The sequence below is a fragment of the Tenacibaculum sp. 190524A05c genome, from assembly GCF_964036595.1.
Taxonomy (GTDB): domain Bacteria; phylum Bacteroidota; class Bacteroidia; order Flavobacteriales; family Flavobacteriaceae; genus Polaribacter; species Polaribacter platacis.
Window position 1 is genome coordinate 4014187 of the sequence record NZ_OZ038523.1, and the last position, 21140, is coordinate 4035326.

Below are 21140 nucleotides of genomic sequence, written 5' to 3' on the forward strand. Positions count from 1 at the left end.
CAGTAATATTTTCAATTACTTTACCATTTTAACAGAATTTATATTACCATGTCCATCAAATTCCAATACGGGATTTGATGGATCTGTTTTCCACTCACCGTCAACAATAAATTTGTAGTGATATTTACCGTAAGGTAATCTTGTAGAAAATACCCAACCATCTTCAACTTTTTGCATTTCGTAAGAATCTTCAGACCAATTATTAAAAGAACCTGCTAAAATTACTTTTTCGGCTTTTTTAAATCCATCTAAGAAAAAGCGAACTTTAGTATTTATATCAATCAAAGAATTGTATTCTCCAAATTCATTAGGAACTTTGTTTGGATTATGAGGGTCTTCAATCCAATGTCCATCAATTATAAATCGATACTCGTAGGTATTAGGTTTTAATTGTAAAGTTAATTCCCAACCTTCATTGGTTTTTTTCATTTCAAAAAGTTCTTCATTCCATTTATTAAAAGAACCTGAAACAACTACTTTTTGAGCCTTTCTAAAACCTTTAAGTAAAAATTTCGCATTCCCATTTTCTGTTGGATACGCATCGTAAATTTTTAAATTGTAAGTATGGTAGTTTTTATCTCCTTCTTTAGCAGGAGTAATATTGCTAATTTTTTCATCGGGTTCAGCCCAAATTCTATTATTAATTACAAATTTGAATTCCCAATTAAAGTTCTCTCCAAAGTCTTCTAATTTCTTTCGAAGCTGGTAAATATTTTCGTTTACTTTAGTCATTTTCCAACTGTCGCGAGACCACGAGTTGAAATTTCCTGCTACAACTACATTTCGAATATCAAAATCATCAAACTCCAATCTTTTCTGAGTTTTTTCATCAGTGGCTTTTGAATAGTCTCTTTTATCAAAAGTAAACACAACATAATCTCCATCAATTTTATAACCTTTCACAACCTTGTCTTGTGCAAAGAGGTTACAGTTTATAAAACTGATTATGAATAGAGATATGTATACTAAACGTTTCATGTATTTATCGTATCAAGGGATATTTGATAAAGTATAGTTTTTCTTTTTTGTAATTAATTATAACTCTTTTCTGAGCAAAAAACTCATACCCGAGAATACCATCTAAACTTGTGCCAAATGCTTTATTCATATTGTTCAAATTGGTAAGCATGGTTTTCATAGGACCAAAATACGTTTTATCATTTAGTTTTACTCGAAATAAATTACCGTATAAAACTTCAATTTGCTTTTTACTGGCACCAATTAATTTTACACGTTTTTTTGGATAAAAATGTTTAAGTGCTCTTTTACCGATTCTTTTATTTATTTGATTGAATTCTGCACCAGAATCTAATCCAAAGGTAACTTCTTCCTTACCAATATATCCCTTTAGTGTTATCGTGTGTTTTTTAAGTTTAAAATTAATAGTATCAACAATTTTTTCTAGGTATACCCTTTTATTCAAAGTATCACCATTTTTATCAATTTTAGTCAATGTAATTTGATTCAAATAAAGATCAATAAAAACTTCATAATCCTTTAAGACATCAAAACCAATGATACCTAATAATTTTATTTTCTTACTTTTTTCAATATGAGATAGATCGATGATATCTGATCTTTTATTTTGAATTGAAATGTGTTTCAGAGATAATTTTTTGATGCTTTTCTCGAACAAGTTATCTACATTGTAAAGTACGCCAGATGTATTTTTCTTTTCCTTTTCAAAAGGATAAGTTGTAAAGTGAACTTTATTCAAGATTAAACTTTCAGAACCTGTATCGATTATAAAATTGCCATTCTTGCCTTTAATTTTTCCTTCAATTACAATAAGCCTGTCCACTAACTTAAAAGGTATTCTTGTAGAATATTTGTTTATAATTGTAGCACCTGAAAATTTTATAGGTATGGAATTGATTATAATTTCATCTTCCTTAGGATTATCATTACCGATTGAAAAAACAGGATAAATCAAAAAAAAGAGTAGTAAAGTAAAAACGGGTTTAAACATACTTAAAAGACTACGTTTTTCTATTCTTGTTACATGTTTTTGTATTAATTAACATAATTTATAACTGCTTTTTATTTAGATGTATAGAAGACAAATTCTGTTAAAAGTCTGATTTTTTATTTTCATTGAAAAAGTGTAATTTAAGACGGTGAAAAAGTTATGTTATGAAATGGTTCTTTATAGTATTAGTTTTTAGTTCATTTTGCCTTGTTTCCCAGAATAGGGGTAACATATGGCAGATGGATAAACTTAAGATAGATTTTAATTCAAATACGAATACTGTTTTTACAAATACTACGGATACGATTTCTTCTCAATCTTCAATTAGTAATACCAAAGGCGAAATTTTGTTGAATTATGATGGAGTTACATTATTTGATAGTAAGAATAATGTAATTAAATCTAATCAAAAGTATGGAAAAGCCTATAATTCTGTAATTTTTAAAAAAATAGGATGTAATAATAAGTATTATCTTTTTGAGACAAAAGCTATAAGAACTCCTAATATGGGTGTTCCAAGAGAAATAAATATCGTTCCAAAATTATATTATTCTCAGTTTGAAATTAATGATGATGGAAATGTAACTACTCTCGAAGAGGATGTTCTATACTTTGAAACATCAATTTATTCTGGGTTAACGGCTTATGTTAACGATGAAGTACAAAAAGTTTGGGTAATCGTAAGGAACGGTATAGATATGTTCATAATTGAAGTGAATGAACGAGGACCTGAAAGCCATCAGATCAGCAAACTTGCAGATCCAAAAATATTTAAATACTTCGTAGATGGAAGAGATCAAATGTTTAATGTTTTAAATGATGTTAAAATAACTCCAGAAGGTGATAAAGTTGTAACCTTTATTAGGACAAATAATTATTTAACTTCTAATAAAGAGTTTATAGCAGATGACGGTTTTATCCAAATATTATCTTTTAATAAGGACACGGGTGAAGCAGGCAATTTATTTAATCAAACAAAAATTGAAAAAGGAGATACAGTTGTCAACTTATTTAATCCACTATTGGGTGAAATTAAAGATAATAAATTGTACGTAACGGTAAGAACAAGATATCTTCCGTTTGGTCTTCCGCCAGAACATTTAACCTACGAGTATGACCTTTCGGCTCCAGATATAAAAGCAACAGAAACATTAATATTTAAAGAGATTCTTACTAATGTTTTAGATATGCAAATTGGACCAGATAGAGAACTTTATATTTTAACCATTGGTCAAGCATGGAATACCTTCATTGGTAAGATTGAAAATAGTAGTGTTACTGTTTTAAGTAATACAAATGGATTAAAGATTTATGAGCTTCCTTCATTTCCTCAATCTTATTTTAAATCAAACTTTTTTGTTAAAAACCTTTGTTTCGGAGATCGAATGGAATTTGCCTCAGATTTAGTAGAGAATGCAATAACCTATAATTGGGATTTTGGTGATGGGAATACATCTTCGGTTGTTAATCCTTTGCATACCTATTTAGATTCTGGAGATTATACTATCCAATTGGAAGTTGAGGATGCCGATAATGTAAAGTATTATTATTCTAAAGATGTAACTATAAAAGATGAACTGGTTTCTACAACGCTACCTAAAGAGGTTTATATCTGCAGTAATGAAGAACCTATTGAGATTGACGCAGGTTTATTCGAAACTTTTCTTTGGTCAACGGGAGAAACAACACGTAAAATAAAGGTTAAAGAGCCTGGTGTTTATACCGTTTTAGTGAGTAATAAAGATTGCTGTACAGGTGAATTAGAAACACTTTTAATAGAAAACCAAGCACCTTCAATTGATGAAATAGCTTATGATGAATTGGATAATTTTGCAACTATATACGCATCCGGAACTGAACCATTAACGTATGTTTTGGATGATGAGGTATCACAACCAGAGAATATTTTTGAAGGACTTTCTTTCGGTAATCACAAGATTGAAGTTATTGATGCTAATGGATGTAGAATTAATTCCAATTTTGATGTAAAACTAAATATACCAAAATATTTTTCTCCTAATGGAGATGGAATAAATGATGTTTTTAGAATTCCTCAATTGCGCGGAAATCTAGATTTTGAACTTCAGATATTTGATCGACATAGAAGATTGATTCGAAATTATAAAAACCAAGAAATACTATGGGATGGAACTTTTTCAGGAGTTCAATTAATTCCTGACGATTACTGGTATTTTTTAAGAGTAAATGGACAAGTTTTTAAAGGTCATTTCTCAAAACTAAACTAGCTGTGAAAAATAAATATGCTATATTTTTAATACTACTTGTAGGTAAACTTTATGCTCAAGAATTTCTTCCCATACATTCACAATATTTACTTGGGAATTATTTTTTGGTTAATCCAGCAGTAGCTGGAATCAATACAACTCATAAAGTCCGATTTACTTATAGAAATCAATGGATTGGAGAATCTGCTGCACCAAACACTCTTACTGCAAGTTATCAAGGAAGAGTTAATAGATATATTGGTATGGGAGGATATGTGTTTAAAGATAGTAATGGTAACCATAATACCACGGGTTTAGAAATAGCGACAGCATATCATATTAATTTAGGAACAAATAACAAGTATGAGCGATTTTGGAGTTTTGGTTTAGCTTTTTCAGGAAAACATAATGGTTTAGATTTAGATAGAACTGGAGGAGATCCTTCATTAATAAATTTTGATCAGGATTTTGATTTTGGTTTTAATATAGGAACTTATTTCATTTATGAAAATTATTATGGAGGATTAGCAATGAGCCAAACATTGGTGAATAATATTTTAACAACTCAAAATAAAACTACCTATTCTTTAATCGTAGGGCATATAAGAAGTATTAATAATAACGATACATTTTTTGTAGAGCCTTCGATTTTTATTAGGAAAATAGAAGGATTGGATATTGAAATGGATATTAATACCAAATTTTATCATAAACCATTGCTAACAAAATATAGTATATGGTATGGAGGTTCATATAAGTCTTTTATAAATAATGGATTAAATGGAACTTCGTTTACAATGTTTGCTGGAATAGACTATAAAAATTTTAACTTCGGATATTCCATAGATTTTGACTTGAATACAGATTTTGCAGGATTCTATAACTCACATCAATTTATATTAGGCATAAATTTATTCGAAAAAAGATATGCTTCCTTAGGTTGTAGTCCTTTAAATTTTTAATAATAATTCACTAAATATTGATTAATTATCGATATTTGTGAAACTAAACTAGAAAATATGGCAATGAACAAAAATACAGTGTTGGGATACGCAACATTGATAATGGTCTTAATGGGAATTCTTTTAGTAGCTTTAGCTGTTTTTAAATACGACGAAATTGCAGGATATGGATTTGGAGCAGTTGCATTGGGATTTTTCTCAATTGCTTGGGTGTTCAATGCTTTAAAAGGACGCGTATAATTCAATATTACTTTTTAAATTTTATAAACTAACTAATCAAAAATGTCTGACGATAAGAAGATCATTTTTTCCATGAATAGGGTTTCTAAAACCTATCAATCTACAGGAAAACAAGTTTTAAAAGATATATACTTAAGCTTCTTTTATGGAGCTAAAATTGGAATTTTAGGTTTAAACGGTTCGGGTAAATCTACATTACTTAAAATTATTGCTGGTGTTGAAAAAAACTATCAAGGAGATGTAGTTTTTTCACCAGGATATAAAGTAGGATACCTAGAACAAGAACCGCAATTAGATGAAGATAAAACAGTTCTAGAAATTGTTAAAGAAGGAGTAGCAGAAGTTGTTGCAGTATTAGATGAATACAATAAAATCAACGACATGTTTGGTTTAGAGGAAGTATATTCTGATGCTGATAAAATGCAAAAACTAATGGATCGTCAGGCTGAGCTTCAAGATAAAATTGATGCTTCAAATGCTTGGGAATTAGATACCAAATTAGAAATTGCAATGGACGCTTTACGTACTCCTGATCCAGATAAGAAAATCGGAGTATTATCAGGAGGAGAAAGACGTAGAGTTGCTTTATGTAGATTATTATTGCAAGAGCCAGATATCTTATTATTAGATGAGCCTACCAACCACTTAGATGCAGAATCGGTGCATTGGTTAGAGCATCATTTAGCACAATACAAAGGAACAGTAATAGCAGTAACTCACGACCGTTATTTCTTAGATAATGTTGCTGGATGGATTTTAGAATTAGATAGAGGTGAAGGAATCCCTTGGAAAGGGAACTATTCTTCTTGGTTAGATCAGAAAGCAAAACGTTTAGAGCAAGAGAGCAAGTCAGCTTCTAAGCGTCAGAAAACTTTAGAACGAGAATTAGAATGGGTTCGTATGGCTCCAAAAGGACGTCAAGCGAAGTCAAAAGCTCGTTTAAAGAACTATGATAAATTAATGAATCAAGATCAAAAGCAAACTGAAGAGAAGCTTGAAATTTACATTCCGAACGGTCCACGTTTAGGAAATAATGTAATTGAAGCCGCTGGTGTTTCTAAAGCTTTTGGTGAGAAGTTATTATATGAAAATTTAGAATTCAATTTACCACAAGCAGGAATTGTTGGTATAATTGGTCCGAACGGAGCTGGTAAAACGACTATCTTCAGAATGATCATGGGAGAGGAAAATCCAGATGCTGGAACATTCTCTGTAGGTGAAACTGCAAAGATTGCGTATGTAGATCAAAACCATGCTAATATTGATCCTAATAAATCAATTTGGGAGAATTTTTCAGATGGTCAAGATTTGGTAATGATGGGTGGAAAGCAAGTGAATTCACGCGCATATTTAAGTAGATTTAATTTTTCTGGTAGCGAGCAAAACAAGAAAGTAAATACGCTTTCAGGTGGTGAACGTAACCGTTTACATTTAGCAATGACTCTAAAAGAAGAAGGTAACGTTTTACTTTTAGATGAGCCTACGAATGATTTAGATGTAAATACATTACGAGCTTTAGAAGAAGGATTAGAGAACTTTGCAGGATGTGCAGTGGTAATTTCTCACGACCGATGGTTTTTAGATAGAATTTGTACACATATCTTAGCTTTTGAAGGAGATTCTCAAGTGTACTTCTTTGAAGGTTCTTTCTCAGAATACGAAGAAAATAAAAAGAAACGTTTAGGAGGAGATATCATGCCAAAACGAATCAAATACAAGAAATTAATTCGTTAATAGAATTAAACTTAAATAACAAAAGCCAGCAATTATATTGCTGGCTTTTTTCTTTCAGATCTGTAGTTTTCACTTGATAGATTATTTTTCTAATGTTTTTGTTAACCTTTTTATTTCATACTCATTAAGTATTGAAATGTTAATCATATTAAAATCAAGCAAAATCATGAAAAAATCAATTTTTAAACTATCGTACTTTTTAATCGTACTATTATTATCTTTTAATATTTCTTGTTCCCCAGAAGATGGAATGGATGGGATAGATGGTGTTGATGGACAACAAGGACCGCAAGGAGAACAAGGATTGCCAGGGGTAAATGGTAATGCAAATGTTGTGATGAAAACAGTTGATAATATCAGTTGGACTCAAGGGAGCTTTTTAGGTCAAGAAGCTAATTTTTTTGAAGTTAATGATACTGATCTTGATGAAGATACTGTAAATAACTCTTTAATTTTAGCTTATTTTCAACTGGTTACAGGGAATGCCTGGTACCCTATGACTTATGCATTTCCATATGATAATGGGAATGATGAAGTAATTACTTTTACGTATGAGGTAAACAAATTTACCATATATGCTTTAAAGTCTACCGGTGTACTTAACGCAAGTATAGATAAAGTACGTTATTTTATAATTGATGCAAATACTACAACAGCATCCAAAGAGGAGTTGGGTAAAATGTCTTATAAAGAAGTTCAGAGTTTTTTAATAAACGATAAATAGTAAATGTAATTTTAGACAAAATTATTAAGAATGTTGTATTAAAGATTTATAATTAAAAGCATTAAAATTCATTACATTTTAGAAGTGAAACTATATAAAATTAAGACAATTTTTTAATACAAAATTTGATTTAAAACCAATAGAGAAATCTGTTGGTTTTTTTGTTCCAAAAAAATGAGTTATCAACACAATTTTTGTGGTTTTTAAGAGTTATAATTGATTGCAAATCTGGTACATATAATGCATTTACTGTAATTTATCCTTAATAATTGATGTTTTTTTTGAATATTTTAATAAAAAATTACCCTTTTATTAAATAAAGTGTAGTTTATTTTTTGTAGCTTTACTATCAAGAATAAAAGAAAAAGATACTATGATTTTAAAAGATTATTATGCTCAAAAAAAGAGCATTATTGCTACACTCATTTCCGAAAATTTAAACTTTCCAAACAACATTAACGTAGGACTTTTTAATGATCTGGTATTTAAACCAAAAGCTAATGTAGATTTTCCATTAGTAATGTTTAAATATAATCATGTGGAATGGAATACTTCATCCGAAAATGAATACAAAGCTGATGTAGATTTTAGTGTTTTTATTGTTTTAAATTCTGAATTTGAAGAGGATTATTTGGATGTATTTGATATTTCTAGAGAAATAGATAAAGCAATTTTATTGCATCCAACAAATTCACAGATAAGAGAGAATATAGAAGCAATTGAAAACGGAGAAGATGTTCCAGAATTAATTTCAAATTCAGCTTTCAAAATTAAAGAGTGTCAAAGCACGGTTGAAGATGATAATTGGGAAAAGAACGAATTTTTTATCTGGGAAATTAATTACAAAACAACTTTAATTGAGAGAATTTATAAGAAAAGATACACCATGATTTCAAACGGGGCTTTTACAAAGGCTAATTTGAACAATGAAAAAAGAAGAGAAAAAGTAAGAGAATCCTTGAGATCATTAGGATATGATTTAAACGATTATTATGAAAAAGAAATAGACGGAAAAAAATTACTTGTTATTAAGAAAGTCAAAGAATCCCTAAATATTAACTCCCAAGAATTAAAATTAAATTAAAAGATGAAAAGAAGTATGTATTTGTTAGAAAAAAGAAGAGAATTTGTTAAAGGTTATATCAATAGTAATCAAGACAAACAAATGAAACTAATTGTGGCAGAGCTATCTGAAAGGTTGTTTTTGTCAGAACGCACCATATATAATATTATTAATCAATAACTATTTACTGCAACTACAGTATGGACTAATCTAAAAAATAGATTAAAAGAAATTACTAATCTATTTTTATGACTGTTTAAGAAAAATGAATAAATAATTAAAAAATATGGGCGTACTATTTAATGATGTTGTTATCAACAAACTCTCAGGAGGTTTAGGTCGAAGAACACCAAACCAAGATATGGTGTCTGGACTATTATTCAACACTCCAGTTCAACCAGATGCTAAGATTGAAAAAGATAAGATTTATCGTTTGGCTTCTGTAAAAGATGCAGAAGATTTAGGAATAGATGAAAATTACGATAAAGATGGAATTTCTGTATATTATCAGATTTCTCAGTTCTTCAGAATGAACCCGTCTGGAGATCTATTTATAATGAGGTATGAAGAAACTAAGCCTAGCTATGCAAGTTTAGTTGCAAATGGTGCAGAATTAATGTTAGAACAAGCAAATGGAGCAATTCGTCAACTTGCTATTGTTTCTCAAGTGGGAAAAGCTGGAGATTTTAGTGGAACAATCGCCGCAATAGGTGAAGCTAAAACTGTTACTGAAAAAGCATTCAAAGATTTTAGACCAGTTGAAATTTTATTAGAAGGAAAAGGGTTTGATTTAGCAAAACCTTATGATTTAAAAGAAAGCGGAGCAGAAAATGTTTCTGTTACCATCGCTATGGATCAAGAACTAGTAGACCAAGGAAGATATTTTGTTGCCGATGAAAATGGGAATAAATCCACTTTATATGCTTTTTCTCAAGATGAAGTATTAAGAGCAACTGGTGTTAAAAATGGTGAATACAATGTTTTTGTGAAAAATTCGGAAGGAGATGAAACTCCTGTAACAGGGGCTGATGGAAGTACTCCAATTGTTTTGATTTCAGATGATTCTTATAAAAACACTGCTGCCGTTGGAGTATTGTTAGGCGCAGTATCTAAAGCTAAAGTTTCAGAAAATATTGCCTGGGTTGAGAAATTTAATTTAACGGGATCAGGTTTTAGAACTGTTGGTTTTGTTGGTGGTGTTTCAGTAAGAGAAAGTGAAACAAAAACGTTAGATGAATTCAAATACATTTTTTCTCGTAAACATATAGGTTTACCTGGAGTGTACTTTAATGACAGTCATACTTGTACAGTTCCAACTTCTGATTTTACGTTTATTGAAGCAAATAGAACAATTAATAAAGCAGCGCGTATTGCTCGTACAGCATTATTGCCAAAGTTAAACTCTCCGGTATTAGTAGATCCTGATTCAGGAAAATTAGCGCCTTCTGTTGTTAAAGGATTCGAGACTTTATGTAGGTCAGCAGTTGAGAGAATGATTAGTAATGAAGAAGTTTCTGAAATTGATGTATATGTAAATCCAAATCAAGATATTTTGGCAAATTCAGAGTTAGAAATTGAAATGTCTATTGTACCAATGGGGACCGCTCGTAGGATCATTGTAAACTTAGGATTTAAGAATCCATTTCAATTGAATGCCAGTGTAAGTGCGCCTGCTGCTTCAGCACCTGCGCCATCAGCATAAAAATCTGAATGTGTATGTCCAGGATTATGTGCTGGATATTTTAAGAAATACATAATATTATAAACGAAAAAGAATGTCACAATTACCATTAATAAACGGTCAGCGTCATAGTTGGTCATCAATAGAAGTAAATTTTTTAGATCGTATCGTAACTGGAATCACATCAATTAACTACGACGATTCTGAAGTAAAAGAAAATCACTACGGAGCAGGAAATATGCCTGTGCATAGAGGAAGAGGTCGTTATGAAGCTAATGCTTCATTAACGTTATATAACTATGAAGTAGAAGCTATTCAAGCTTCTTTGCCAAGAGGAAAGCGTATGCAAGATGTACCTCCGTTTGATGTTAAAATTAGCTTTTTAGAAGACGGAAGTAACGAAATAGTAACACACGTAATTCGTAATTGCGAATTCAAAACAAATAATAGAAACATGAGCCAAGGAGATACTAAAATAGAGGTGTCTTTAGACTTAATTGTTTCTCATATCGAGTGGAACTAATACGTTTAGCTTTATAGTACAATAAAATAAAACATAGAATTAAGAATCCCGCTTTATACGAGTTTGCTCTTATTTAGTGGGATTTTTTAACTACATAAACATAAAAGAAGAAAATGGAGAACGAAACTGTAAAATTATTAGATGGAGGAATTACGGAAGGGCAATTAAATAAATGGAAACATAATTATAAAAGAGTTGTAAAGTTGTCTGTAGAAGATGATGGTGGGGTTACTTTATTTGCATACTTTAAAAAGCCTACTATAGCCATACGATCTGCTGTTTTACAGGCATCTAAAATGGACGAGTTTAAAGCATTAGAAGTGTTGTTTAAAAATTGCTACTTAGGAGGAGACCAAGATATTGAAGAGGAGGATGATTTACGATTAAATATTACCACTTCATTTTCAGATTTTATTCAACCTAAGCCAGTTAAAATAGAGGTTTTATAATTGTGAATTTTAAATGTTAAATTTACTGATGTTTTAGTATTAAATAAGAAAAGATGAATTATTTGAAAAGTTTATTGTTTTTGGTTTTATTGTGTTCCTTTTTTGCTTTAGTTTCCTATAAATCAAAAGAAAATAAGAAAAATAGTAGCTATTCAATTAAGTTAGATTCATGTGTATATAAGGGGAAAAAACTTTATGGACGAGTACAATTAGTAGAGTTCCAATCACAAGCAGATGTTAAAGTGAAAATAGTCAATTCATTTCCAGATCTTAGAGTTCGTTTTGTGGAGAATTTTGCTGACGAATGTGGTGAGTGGAGAATTGTGGAAAACAATGCAGACTTAAAAGTATATATCACCGAAAACTTTCCAGATTTTACTATTCAACCCGTTACTTCTTTCCCAGGATTGTCAAATTAATTTTTGTATTCTACAGAGATCTACTGATAGAATTATTCTTTCAAATATTAAAACCTTTTATTAGGCTTATACCGAATAAAAGATTAGTATGAAATAAATAAATTACTGATAAAGAGGTTTGTTGTTTAAAATCTACTGCAAACACAGCAAAACCAATCTCAAAAAATTCATACTCCAAAACCATCTTTTTATTTTTATAACTCATCGTTTAGTTTTTTTAAAAATTAGTATGTTCTTTAATTAGAATTTAAGATTGAGTCCATAAAATAGTAACTGTTATTTTTTATGAACCATTGCTATTTTATTTCAATATTAAAGAATAGTATTTCTGAGCGAAAATGTGAAAACGATCTAAGTTTAAGGAGAATTGATGGAAGATAAATTAAAAGAATGGAAATTGAAATTTGGAGAACTTATAAAAGTTCAGTCTGAAGAAGAGGTTGCTTATTTAAAGAGACCAACAGTTTCTGAGATAGAAGAGTATAATAAACTTAAAAAAGAGGATGCGTATTTAGCTTTAGAATTTTTATTCAAAAGCTGTGTTTTGGAGTATGACAAAAGTTACGAGGATGAATTTATATTATCAGCGTCAAAATCATTGCTAGAAGAATTACCAGAAGCCAATGATTTTATTTTAAGTAAAGAATCGGGTGTGGATGGGATAAAAAAATCAGCTGCTTTAGTGCGTCACTTTTTTCATGTAGACCCGTATGAATTATCCATTGATAAGTTTTACAAACTTGTAGGAGAGGCGCTTTGGCTACAAGAACATAAGAATAAACAGTTAGAAGTTGCATTGGCAAATGTTTTAGTAAAAACATTTGATAATGGAACATTTTAAATAAATAGAAAAAGAAAAGAATGGCATTTAATATAAAATTAAAAGATGCATTAAATCAATACGAAACACTTATAGATTTTGCCGCTCAAGAAGTGGTTGATTTGGGTGTAACTGAGTTCAAAGATTTTATAATTGATAAAAAAGGAGGAGAGTTTAATTTACCAGTCTTTGCACCTTTAATATTTGAACCTTTAATCAAAAAAGGGTTAACCTTACCACCTTTACGTATTGATGCTGTAAATATTTCAACAAGTAGATCTAAAACAATTGTAAAAACAGCAATTGAAGGAAGAGATCATACAGTTAAAGAGCACATTTCTAATGGAGATTTTAATATTTCTGTTGAAGGATTAATCGCAAATGAAGGAGGAAGCAAAGAGTACCCAAAAGGGAAATTGTTTTTATTAAAGCAATTTTTACATGCTCCTTATGCATTACGCGTAACACATGCAATATTAAATAGATTAGGAGTGTATGAAATTGTAATAGATAATTACAGTATTCCCTCTATTGACGGTGTAAAAAACATCCAGAAATTTTCATTTCAAGCAACATCAGATGAACCTATTGAATTAATTATTAGAGATAATGCTTAATTTAAATTGTAAGATAAAGGTTCATGAAACCTCAGGTCTGATTCCAACAGGAAAAGTTTATGAATTTTCTCATGTAAAAGATATTCGTATACAGTCATCGTATAAATCTTTTACAGATACCGCCACAATTACAATGCCTAAGGCAATTGTAACAAGTGCTGTTAATAATTCTCTTGGTATTGAATTAGCAAGAAGATCACCAATTGATTTTAAACAACGCAGTATCAACGAATTTTTTAAAATAGATCATTTCATTGAAATTTTCTTAGGATATAATGGTGATTATAAACCAGCTTTCCGTGGATATATTAGAGAGGTTAAAGGAGATGCACCAGTGAAAATAGTTTGTGATGATATGATGTACTATTTGAAAAAGTACAAAATGATAGCGACTGATGATCCTGAATTAGGGTTAAGAAATGAAGAAAAAGATGATGAAGAAAATGAAATTCCTAGAAATAATTCTGCCATAGTAAATCAACCAATTGAAAGATTGCAGGAGAGATTAAAAAAAATTGAAGTCCCATTTGAAGTTGCTGAAATCAAAATAGAAGATCTAGGAACTAGAAAGATTGATCGAAAATGGAATATTGTTGAATTTCTTGAGAATCTAAAAGAAGATTTTGACATCTACTCATTTATGCGATTAGAGTCAGATAAAGATGGTAATGCTAAAAGTGTTTTACATATTACTAGTAATCCTTGTCTGTATAAACAAGAAAAAATCAAAGAGATTACAGATAAATATGAAGATAAAACACAAAAATTGAAATTACCAGAACGATTATTGAACCGTGCAGTTTCTTTGTTGGGAATTAATGATCTAGTTGATTTTTTTCGAAAAAAAGATCCAATTTATCCAGGAGATGGAACGTTTAGGTTTCATTATAATATTATCAATGATAATTTAAAAATTACCAAGGAAGAAGTTAAAAAAATAAAGGTTAGAGCAGAAATAAGCTATGTAAATTCTAATGTGCCTATACCTCAAGAAATAGGAGATCCAGATGGTCGATTAGTTAAGCAGTATGTGTTTCATAATAATGAGGAAGAATTAGACTTTAGTAATCCAGTTGAATTCAAAAAAAAGAAAGAAGAAATAAAAGGAGTTTTAAAGACTATTGCTGGAGTAAGATTAGCGCGTTTAAAACAAAACGGAGTAACAGGGTCGATTACAACATTTGGAGAACCTTTCATAAGACCATTGGATAGCGTATTTCTTACAAATGCAGAAGAGAAAGAGAAGAATAATCCTTTTCAAGTTGAAGAAGTGGAACGAACTTATGGTGTTGGAGGATATAGACAAGTAATTTCTTTAGGAAGATTATTAGAAGAAAAGGCAAAATAAATTGAGATGGAAGATGTAAAAACTATTATACAAGAAATTGTAAGTACCGGAGGTAAAATTCAGACCTACGCAGCCAAGGTTATTAGTGTAAATATTGAAGAAAATTCAAAACACAATAATCCAGAAGAAGCATATTCTGTTAATGTAGTTCGGTCAGATGGAGCACAAATAGACAATGTACGATTGAAAGCTTCAATTCAAGATAAAGAACAAGGTGTTATATGTGTTCCTAAACTGAATAGTTGGGTGTTTATATCAATTATTGAAACTACAGAAACAAGAGCTTTCATTTCTCAATATTCTGAGATAGATAAGATATTTTTACGTATCAAGAATGATGAAAATAGTAAGTTCTTTGAAGTTCAAACAGATGTAAATTCTACAAATTTATTGTTTAAAAAAGAAGTAGATGAAACAGGAGATGATGGCCAGCCAGAAGCATCTTTAAAAAATATTACAAGTTTAGTTTTTGATGGAGAACAGAAAGAGTTAGCAGTAAAATTTTGGAATGATGAAGGGGAGAAAGTAATACATCAAACTACTGTTGCTCATGATAAAGTCGAAACGGAGTTTATAAATAATGATGACGATATAATTCTACAAAAAACAACAATAGACGCATCAAAAGTTGCAGTTGATTTTCAAATAGAAGAAAATGAAACAAAAGGATACAGTGCTTTAATTGATAAAGAGAATATTCTTTTTAAGAATACAACTAAGGATATAGAGCTCGAGATGACAAATAAATTTAAGGTAGAAGCAGGAGGGAAGAACCTTAAAAATGAACTGGATGCTTTAATCAATGAAATTAAAAAAATAGTAGTAGTTCAAGGAGTGAGCCCAGATATTGGTGCGTTAACATCAATTAGTGAAAATCTAGGTGAAATATTACAGAAAAAAGGATAGATAATATGGGATTAGACGCGAGAATATTGGCAGATAATATAGCGTCAGCACTAAAAAACAATGTAAGTGTTGGTGGAAATGTGGTAACTGATAACACTACTGCAGAAAGTTTTATTGATAATTCAATACAAAAAATGGCCAAAGCAATTGCTGATGAAGTCGTTAAGCATATACAAGATAACTTAGAAGTAGAATCTTTGGGAACAGGTTATAATGGTTTTCAAGTAAAATCTAATTCTATAGATGTGAGTTAATTATGGAAGACTTTAAACTAGACGATAGTAAAGATTTATCCTTTAATAAAGGAGATTTGAATATTGATAATACAGATCAACAAAATATAGAGTTGATTCTTTTGTCGCATAAAGGAAGTTTCAAAGAGTTTCCAATCTTAGGTGTTGGAATAACTGATTATCTAAAAAGTCCAGAGATTATATCTCGTCTTCGGTTAGAGAATGAAATTAGTAATCAATTAGAATACGACAATTTTGAGATTAAAGAAGTAGACGTAAATAACCTAGAAAATATTGTTATAGATGGTAGCTATTAAACTAGAAGAAAATCAAAATCTATTTGATGCTGCAGTGCAAGAGTTTGGAAGTATCGAAGGATTGTTTGAGGTGTTAGAATCAAATGATATTACAAATATAACTTCAGCTTCTGAAGATAATATTTCTGTCTATAACGATTTAAAAATTCAAGGAGATTTTGTAGAGAGAGATGTAGTAGAATATTATGTAGCAAGAGAAAAAAAACCAGCAACGGCTTTAACAAATCAAGACATAAAATTATCAGTTATACCAGAGGAGTTTCATAATAAAGGAATTGGTTGTATGACGATTGAAGATGATTTTATTGTTCATACTCCTTCTCAAGCCAAACCTATCACGTGTATTGAAAAGGTAATTTATGATAAAATGGGTTCTGGTATCGGTTTTATGACTGTTGGAGGCGATAATATAGTGAGATAAAAAAAGAAGAAATATTTGCAAGGATAGTAGTATTAATCTATTAATATCCTAAAAAAAGAAGAAAAAAAATGGCAAGAACAATTGCAGAAATACAACAAGAAATACTAAATGAAAAAGAGAAGTATACCGAATTATCAGAATTAACAAGTACATCCAAATCTGCAATATGGAGATTATGGATATATATTGTTTCAACTGCTATTTGGATGCATGAAAAGATTGTAGAACGTAATGCATTACTTTCAAGGCCTCATACATTACTTTGGTATAGAGAACAAGCTTTAAATTTTTTAATTGGTGAAGATTTAATCTGGAAGGATGGGTACTTTCAATATCCTGAATTATCTCCAGAGAAAGAAAAAGAGAAAAAAATAATTACTCATTGTGCCATTTCAGAAAGATTGTTTGAAGAAATAAATGATGATAGTGATACCACACAATTATCTGAAATTATTAGTGATTACTACTATAATCAAGTTGGAATTTTAACTTTAAAAGTAGCCAAAGAAGTAAATGGAAGAAAGGAAAAACTGGAACTTCATGAAAAAAGGGCATTCAGAGCGTACATGAACCAAATTAAAGATGCAGGAACTCAAATTAGAGTATTGTCGAATAAAGGAAATGAAATAGAAATAGAGCTAGAGGTTTATGTTAATCCACTAACTTTCTACACAGGGATTGAGAATAATAATGAAGACGAAAATGATAATGGGATTGATAAATTAAATGCAGGTAAATTATTGTCAAATCTTTCAATAGAACCTGTAAGAGATGCTATAAAAGAGTACATTACTACTTTAGAGTTTAATGGGGCTTTTGTTCCAACATATTTGATTGATAAAATTCAGCAGATTCCTGGTGTCCATTTACCAATTTTACAAAAAATTACAGTAGACGGATCTGATAAACCTGTATATGATCAATTAGATAGTGAAAAAGATTTACCATTTTTTGTTCCTAGATCAGGCTACTTCAATATAGACGATGATAATTTCAAGATAGTTTATAAACCTTACAATTTACAAACAGACCCTAATTTTAATATTTAAACTTAACGATGTTAAAGAAATATACACAAATAGATTGGGGTAAGGCTTTGTTAATGCTAATACCTCCATTACTGAGAAAACCTAAACAGGCTGCTTGGATAAAAACATTAGCTAAACCACTGAGTAGTTTATACGATGATACATTGTATAAAATGCAACATAACGGACAAGTAATGTATTTAGAAAAAGTTCTAAATGATTTATTTAATCCATGCGTTAAATACGCTTACAGTGATTCCATAAAAACAAAGATGGATTTGGGATATATAGTTATTGAAGATGCTTATAGGCCAAGAGTTCAATATTTATATACTCATGATGAAATTTACATAAAAGGAAATGATCCAATAGTTGTAGCAAATAATGGAGAAAGTTTGGATGGTCAAACAAGTAATAGAAACTTTTTGTACTTATCAGGTGCTTCAGATTTTAGTAGTACTGAGTTTTACAACTTTAGAATACTTATCCCTAGTCATCTATTGATATCTTATGAAAAATACCAAGACGTATTATTATGTCTACAAAATGAACTTCAAAACGAAAATATTACTCAAAGACAACAGGTTGAACAAGTTCAAGAGCTAAATGATTTTTTAGTTATATCTGATAAACCTTTAACAAATCATCCAGATTCTATTAAAATTGTTACTCCTAAATTTCATAAAGTCGTTAACTTTTATAAGCTAGCAGGAAAAAGTTATGAGACTAGAAAATATGATGTTTCAATTGATAAAGTTCCATTAGAAACAATAAGATCTAATAAAGAAAGAAGTCCACAATTAAAAAATTATATGTACATAAAGTAACAGTAATGTTACCAAGAAAATAGTAAAAGATATGAAAAGAGTTGTATTTGGTTACGATGGGGGTTTTCCATTAGAACAGGAAACATTGATACAAATTCAGGCAGCCTATGAAGAGGATATGTTGGAAGCATTATTTACTCTTTGGGGATTAAGCACAAAGGAAAGATATAAGATTAACATTCCTGAGAGTTCAAGTGATGAAGATGGTTGGTTGATAATGCCTAAAGAGATATTATTAAGGGGGATTGGTAAAGAAGATTCAAGTAGTGATTCAGATAATGATTCGGAAGAAAACGATGATGTTAAAGTAACTAAATTACAACTTATAAGAGTAAGTTACTTTACTGGAGGACAAAGTGTTTTGATAGAAGATAAAAGGCTGTATGATGGAAAATTACCATATTCTGAAGGAACCATAAATAAGGTTTATGAGGAGTTTGTTGGGAAATTGGTAGCTGATAATACACAGAATAGTCTAAAACTCTCAACATTTAAGCCGTTAACCTCAATTAGTGAAATTGACGAAAAAGCGGATAACAATACAGCTCAGATTAGTGAAATAAAAGAAGATTATCTGCCTAGAGATGGTTCAAAACCAATGACAGGTGATTTAGATTTAGGATCTGATAATGATTTGATTTTTAAAAAAGTTAACTCAAGTAGTGTAGATTATATTTCATATGAAGACAGTAATTTAACAGGTAAACCGAATATCCCATCCCCTGGAGTTTTCGATTTTGTAGCCAATCAAGCGAAAGGTGAAAAAGGAAATGCTTGGATAAGAAGTGGAGGTGTTATTACTAATAAACTTGGTGTAGGAGTTACACAACCATCTAAATCTGTAGAGATTAATGCCAATAATGATAGCATAAAACTTGATAATTTAGCTGAAGTAAATAGTCAAACTCCTTTGGTGATTGATAGTCAGGGAAATGTCGGAAAGAATACCAATGGTATTACAAGTGCAAACTTTATTCCAGGTATGATAATGATGTGGAGTGGTAATCCTACTAACGTTCCAGCTGGATGGGTTTTATGCGATGGTAATAATAGCACAAAAATTAATGGTTTAACTATTCCTGATTTAAGAGGTCGATTCGTTGCTGGTTATAGTCCAGCTACAAGCGACTATGCAATGGGGGTTAAGAAAGGTAACGATACATATACTTTAACAGAAGATAATATCCCAGAACATAGTCACACTTTAGAGGATATAGGTTCTGCTAAAGATAGCCAATCTACACATAATCCAGGTTCATGGGAAGCCTCTGGACGAGATGTAAGAAGGCATAATTATGATACGTCTAAATGGGGAGCAACAAGTCCTACCCCAATAGATTTGCGTCCTAGGTATTATGTTTTGGCATTTATAATATTCGTTGGAGATTATACTCCAGTTATAAAACCTACAGCAAACATTAAGTTTGATGATGAAGGGATTTCAGAAACAGCGAAAAATTTTACTGTTGATGATGCTACTACCGTAACGATCCGTATAGATGGTTCGGATTCAGAAGATCTTGATGGTTCAGTTTCTGATTTTGTTTGGGAACATAGATTTTTAGTGGGAACAACGGTGGTTCAAAATTGGACACGAGTTTCTAGTAATCCTAGTATTCCTAGTTTACTGACCTTCGTTATACCTGGAATTACTGGTAGTAGACGATACGGGACTCATGAATTTAGACTTATGGTTGTTGATAACCAAGGTAATGAAAGTACGTATTCTAGAGTGTTAAAAGCAAATATTAGAAGAGAATTAGATCCTTCAGATCTAACACTATCTACTGATAGAATAGTCTTTACAGGGTTTAATGTAGAAGGAGTGCAAACAATTCAAGTATCAGGTAATCCTGGCTGGAAAATAAGATCAAAAGATAGTTTTATAACTGTATTTCCTAGTTCGTCAAATTCAAATTTATCTACTCCAGTTAATCTCTCAATAAGCCCAAGTCCTAGCTCACAGAATAGAGGAACTGTTGTTTTTGAAACCTCTGATGGCGGAAGCAGTGCGACTCTAAATTGGTCCGCAATTATAGAAATAGGAATAGGAGATGAATTAATTGACGATGTGCCGTGTTTTGACTTAGAATCAGATATTTTAATGGCAAGCGGGCAATCCAAAAAATTGAAAAATATTGTTATTGGAGATGAATTAAGAACGTTCAAGTTTGTTAATCCATTGTCGTCAACAAATGGAGAAACAAGTTTAGTAACAGATTTAATGAAAGGAGCTCAAAAGGAGGTTAGTAAGGTAATTGAATTTGGTGTACAAACTGTAGCGGAATATCGTAAGATAACTTTGGTGAATGGTAAAGTAATCAATGTAACTCCTACACATCCTATACTTGCAAGTAGGGATAACAAAGAAGTTGCTTGGTTATTACCAGATGATTTAAGAGGAGGATATTTTATCGTTAATGATAACGGTGATCTAGTTGAAATTGAATCTAAAAGAACAGTTAAATCTAGTTTAGAAATTGGAGTGTTGCAGTTAGAAAGTGGAGATAACTATTTTGTTAATGACATCATGGTTCATAATGCTAGTATATTAAGAACTATTGCAAGAACATCTAATGATATCAATTCATCTGTTATAGGTGAAGATGTAATTGTAGACCAAAAATAAATTGT

Annotated in this window: 22 protein-coding genes; 20 read left to right on the plus strand and 2 right to left on the minus strand. The window is 30.5% G+C overall.

What is annotated here, in order from left to right; genetic code table 11:
- Positions 1-15: 15 nt before the first annotated feature.
- Both ABNT61_RS18060 and ABNT61_RS18065 read right to left on the minus strand, forming a co-directional pair.
- Positions 16-978, minus strand: a complete 963-nt coding sequence (locus tag ABNT61_RS18060; protein WP_348744253.1) for a hypothetical protein — start codon at positions 976-978, stop codon at positions 16-18.
- 4 nt (positions 979-982) lie between these two features.
- Positions 983-1969 (minus strand): hypothetical protein, encoded by a 987-nt coding sequence (locus ABNT61_RS18065; RefSeq protein ID WP_348744254.1) that lies wholly within the window; start codon positions 1967-1969, stop codon positions 983-985.
- 239 nt (positions 1970-2208) lie between these two features.
- On the opposite strand from ABNT61_RS18065, the gene ABNT61_RS18070 reads away from it, so the two are divergent.
- The 20 genes from ABNT61_RS18070 (at position 2209) to ABNT61_RS18165 (ending at position 21135) form a co-directional block, all read left to right on the plus strand.
- Complete coding sequence (locus tag ABNT61_RS18070) at positions 2209-4215, plus strand: T9SS type B sorting domain-containing protein (RefSeq protein ID WP_348744255.1); 2007 nt, start codon at positions 2209-2211, stop codon at positions 4213-4215.
- A 2-nt stretch (positions 4216-4217) separates the two neighbouring features.
- Positions 4218-5156 carry a PorP/SprF family type IX secretion system membrane protein gene (locus ABNT61_RS18075; RefSeq protein WP_348744256.1) on the plus strand — a complete coding sequence of 313 codons (939 nt, stop codon included), beginning with the start codon at positions 4218-4220 and terminating at the stop codon, positions 5154-5156.
- Between the two features lie 63 nt (positions 5157-5219).
- On the plus strand, positions 5220-5396 hold the full coding sequence (locus ABNT61_RS18080) for a CAL67264 family membrane protein (protein WP_348713676.1): 177 nt from the start codon (positions 5220-5222) through the stop codon (positions 5394-5396).
- 42 nt (positions 5397-5438) lie between these two features.
- A complete protein-coding gene (ettA, locus tag ABNT61_RS18085) occupies positions 5439-7130 on the plus strand; it encodes an energy-dependent translational throttle protein EttA (RefSeq protein WP_348713566.1) in 1692 nt (563 codons plus the stop codon).
- A 166-nt stretch (positions 7131-7296) separates the two neighbouring features.
- Complete coding sequence (locus ABNT61_RS18090; protein ID WP_348744257.1) at positions 7297-7854, plus strand: hypothetical protein; 558 nt, start codon at positions 7297-7299, stop codon at positions 7852-7854.
- Between the two features lie 373 nt (positions 7855-8227).
- Positions 8228-8938, plus strand: coding sequence for a hypothetical protein (locus ABNT61_RS18095; RefSeq protein ID WP_348744258.1), 711 nt, complete (start codon positions 8228-8230; stop codon positions 8936-8938).
- A 265-nt stretch (positions 8939-9203) separates the two neighbouring features.
- The gene (locus ABNT61_RS18100; RefSeq protein ID WP_348744259.1) at positions 9204-10619 is read left to right on the plus strand and encodes a DUF2586 family protein; all 1416 of its coding nucleotides are present in this window, start codon (positions 9204-9206) and stop codon (positions 10617-10619) included.
- A gap of 73 nt (positions 10620-10692) precedes the next feature.
- A complete protein-coding gene (locus ABNT61_RS18105; protein ID WP_348713572.1) occupies positions 10693-11121 on the plus strand; it encodes a hypothetical protein in 429 nt (142 codons plus the stop codon).
- 113 nt (positions 11122-11234) lie between these two features.
- Positions 11235-11570, plus strand: a complete 336-nt coding sequence (locus tag ABNT61_RS18110; RefSeq protein WP_348744260.1) for a hypothetical protein — start codon at positions 11235-11237, stop codon at positions 11568-11570.
- A gap of 53 nt (positions 11571-11623) precedes the next feature.
- Positions 11624-11989 (plus strand): hypothetical protein, encoded by a 366-nt coding sequence (locus tag ABNT61_RS18115; protein ID WP_348744261.1) that lies wholly within the window; start codon positions 11624-11626, stop codon positions 11987-11989.
- 370 nt (positions 11990-12359) lie between these two features.
- Entirely contained in the window at positions 12360-12830 is a 471-nt protein-coding gene (locus ABNT61_RS18120) for a hypothetical protein (protein WP_348744262.1), read from the plus strand.
- A gap of 20 nt (positions 12831-12850) precedes the next feature.
- On the plus strand, positions 12851-13426 hold the full coding sequence (locus ABNT61_RS18125; RefSeq protein ID WP_348713585.1) for a DUF6046 domain-containing protein: 576 nt from the start codon (positions 12851-12853) through the stop codon (positions 13424-13426).
- On the plus strand, positions 13419-14774 hold the full coding sequence (locus tag ABNT61_RS18130; protein ID WP_348744263.1) for a hypothetical protein: 1356 nt from the start codon (positions 13419-13421) through the stop codon (positions 14772-14774). The genes ABNT61_RS18125 and ABNT61_RS18130 overlap by 8 nt, the downstream gene beginning before the upstream one ends.
- 6 nt (positions 14775-14780) lie before the next feature.
- Positions 14781-15680: a hypothetical protein gene (locus ABNT61_RS18135; protein ID WP_348744264.1), complete on the plus strand. Its 900-nt coding sequence runs from the start codon at positions 14781-14783 to the stop codon at positions 15678-15680.
- A 5-nt stretch (positions 15681-15685) separates the two neighbouring features.
- Positions 15686-15934, plus strand: coding sequence for a hypothetical protein (locus ABNT61_RS18140; protein ID WP_348744265.1), 249 nt, complete (start codon positions 15686-15688; stop codon positions 15932-15934).
- 2 nt (positions 15935-15936) lie between these two features.
- Positions 15937-16230, plus strand: coding sequence for a hypothetical protein (locus tag ABNT61_RS18145; RefSeq protein ID WP_348744266.1), 294 nt, complete (start codon positions 15937-15939; stop codon positions 16228-16230).
- Positions 16217-16651 carry a hypothetical protein gene (locus ABNT61_RS18150; protein WP_348744267.1) on the plus strand — a complete coding sequence of 145 codons (435 nt, stop codon included), beginning with the start codon at positions 16217-16219 and terminating at the stop codon, positions 16649-16651. The genes ABNT61_RS18145 and ABNT61_RS18150 overlap by 14 nt, the downstream gene beginning before the upstream one ends.
- Positions 16652-16719: 68 nt before the next feature.
- A complete protein-coding gene (locus tag ABNT61_RS18155; protein WP_348744268.1) occupies positions 16720-17700 on the plus strand; it encodes a hypothetical protein in 981 nt (326 codons plus the stop codon).
- An 8-nt stretch (positions 17701-17708) separates the two neighbouring features.
- Positions 17709-18506, plus strand: a complete 798-nt coding sequence (locus ABNT61_RS18160; protein WP_348744269.1) for a hypothetical protein — start codon at positions 17709-17711, stop codon at positions 18504-18506.
- 31 nt (positions 18507-18537) lie between these two features.
- Positions 18538-21135, plus strand: coding sequence for a hypothetical protein (locus tag ABNT61_RS18165; protein ID WP_348744270.1), 2598 nt, complete (start codon positions 18538-18540; stop codon positions 21133-21135).
- The last annotated feature ends 5 nt before the right edge of the window (positions 21136-21140 follow it).

What these genes read in the sequence shown, in the direction of transcription:
- ABNT61_RS18130 (WP_348744263.1), top strand. Translation starts at nt 13,419, where the DNA reads ATGCTTAATTTAAATTGTAAGATAAAGGTTCATGAAACCTCAGGTCTG.
- ettA (WP_348713566.1), top strand. Translation starts at nt 5,439, where the DNA reads ATGTCTGACGATAAGAAGATCATTTTTTCCATGAATAGGGTTTCTAAA.
- ABNT61_RS18095 (WP_348744258.1), top strand. Translation starts at nt 8,228, where the DNA reads ATGATTTTAAAAGATTATTATGCTCAAAAAAAGAGCATTATTGCTACA.
- ABNT61_RS18165 (WP_348744270.1), top strand. Translation starts at nt 18,538, where the DNA reads ATGAAAAGAGTTGTATTTGGTTACGATGGGGGTTTTCCATTAGAACAG.
- ABNT61_RS18160 (WP_348744269.1), top strand. Translation starts at nt 17,709, where the DNA reads ATGTTAAAGAAATATACACAAATAGATTGGGGTAAGGCTTTGTTAATG.
- ABNT61_RS18105 (WP_348713572.1), top strand. Translation starts at nt 10,693, where the DNA reads ATGTCACAATTACCATTAATAAACGGTCAGCGTCATAGTTGGTCATCA.
- ABNT61_RS18090 (WP_348744257.1), top strand. Translation starts at nt 7,297, where the DNA reads ATGAAAAAATCAATTTTTAAACTATCGTACTTTTTAATCGTACTATTA.
- ABNT61_RS18070 (WP_348744255.1), top strand. Translation starts at nt 2,209, where the DNA reads ATGGATAAACTTAAGATAGATTTTAATTCAAATACGAATACTGTTTTT.
- ABNT61_RS18155 (WP_348744268.1), top strand. Translation starts at nt 16,720, where the DNA reads ATGGCAAGAACAATTGCAGAAATACAACAAGAAATACTAAATGAAAAA.
- ABNT61_RS18065 (WP_348744254.1), bottom strand. Translation starts at nt 1,969, where the DNA reads ATGTTTAAACCCGTTTTTACTTTACTACTCTTTTTTTTGATTTATCCT.
- ABNT61_RS18125 (WP_348713585.1), top strand. Translation starts at nt 12,851, where the DNA reads ATGGCATTTAATATAAAATTAAAAGATGCATTAAATCAATACGAAACA.
- ABNT61_RS18080 (WP_348713676.1), top strand. Translation starts at nt 5,220, where the DNA reads ATGAACAAAAATACAGTGTTGGGATACGCAACATTGATAATGGTCTTA.
- ABNT61_RS18140 (WP_348744265.1), top strand. Translation starts at nt 15,686, where the DNA reads ATGGGATTAGACGCGAGAATATTGGCAGATAATATAGCGTCAGCACTA.
- ABNT61_RS18110 (WP_348744260.1), top strand. Translation starts at nt 11,235, where the DNA reads ATGGAGAACGAAACTGTAAAATTATTAGATGGAGGAATTACGGAAGGG.
- ABNT61_RS18115 (WP_348744261.1), top strand. Translation starts at nt 11,624, where the DNA reads ATGAATTATTTGAAAAGTTTATTGTTTTTGGTTTTATTGTGTTCCTTT.
- ABNT61_RS18100 (WP_348744259.1), top strand. Translation starts at nt 9,204, where the DNA reads ATGGGCGTACTATTTAATGATGTTGTTATCAACAAACTCTCAGGAGGT.
- ABNT61_RS18145 (WP_348744266.1), top strand. Translation starts at nt 15,937, where the DNA reads ATGGAAGACTTTAAACTAGACGATAGTAAAGATTTATCCTTTAATAAA.
- ABNT61_RS18135 (WP_348744264.1), top strand. Translation starts at nt 14,781, where the DNA reads ATGGAAGATGTAAAAACTATTATACAAGAAATTGTAAGTACCGGAGGT.
- ABNT61_RS18120 (WP_348744262.1), top strand. Translation starts at nt 12,360, where the DNA reads ATGGAAGATAAATTAAAAGAATGGAAATTGAAATTTGGAGAACTTATA.
- ABNT61_RS18150 (WP_348744267.1), top strand. Translation starts at nt 16,217, where the DNA reads ATGGTAGCTATTAAACTAGAAGAAAATCAAAATCTATTTGATGCTGCA.
- ABNT61_RS18060 (WP_348744253.1), bottom strand. Translation starts at nt 978, where the DNA reads ATGAAACGTTTAGTATACATATCTCTATTCATAATCAGTTTTATAAAC.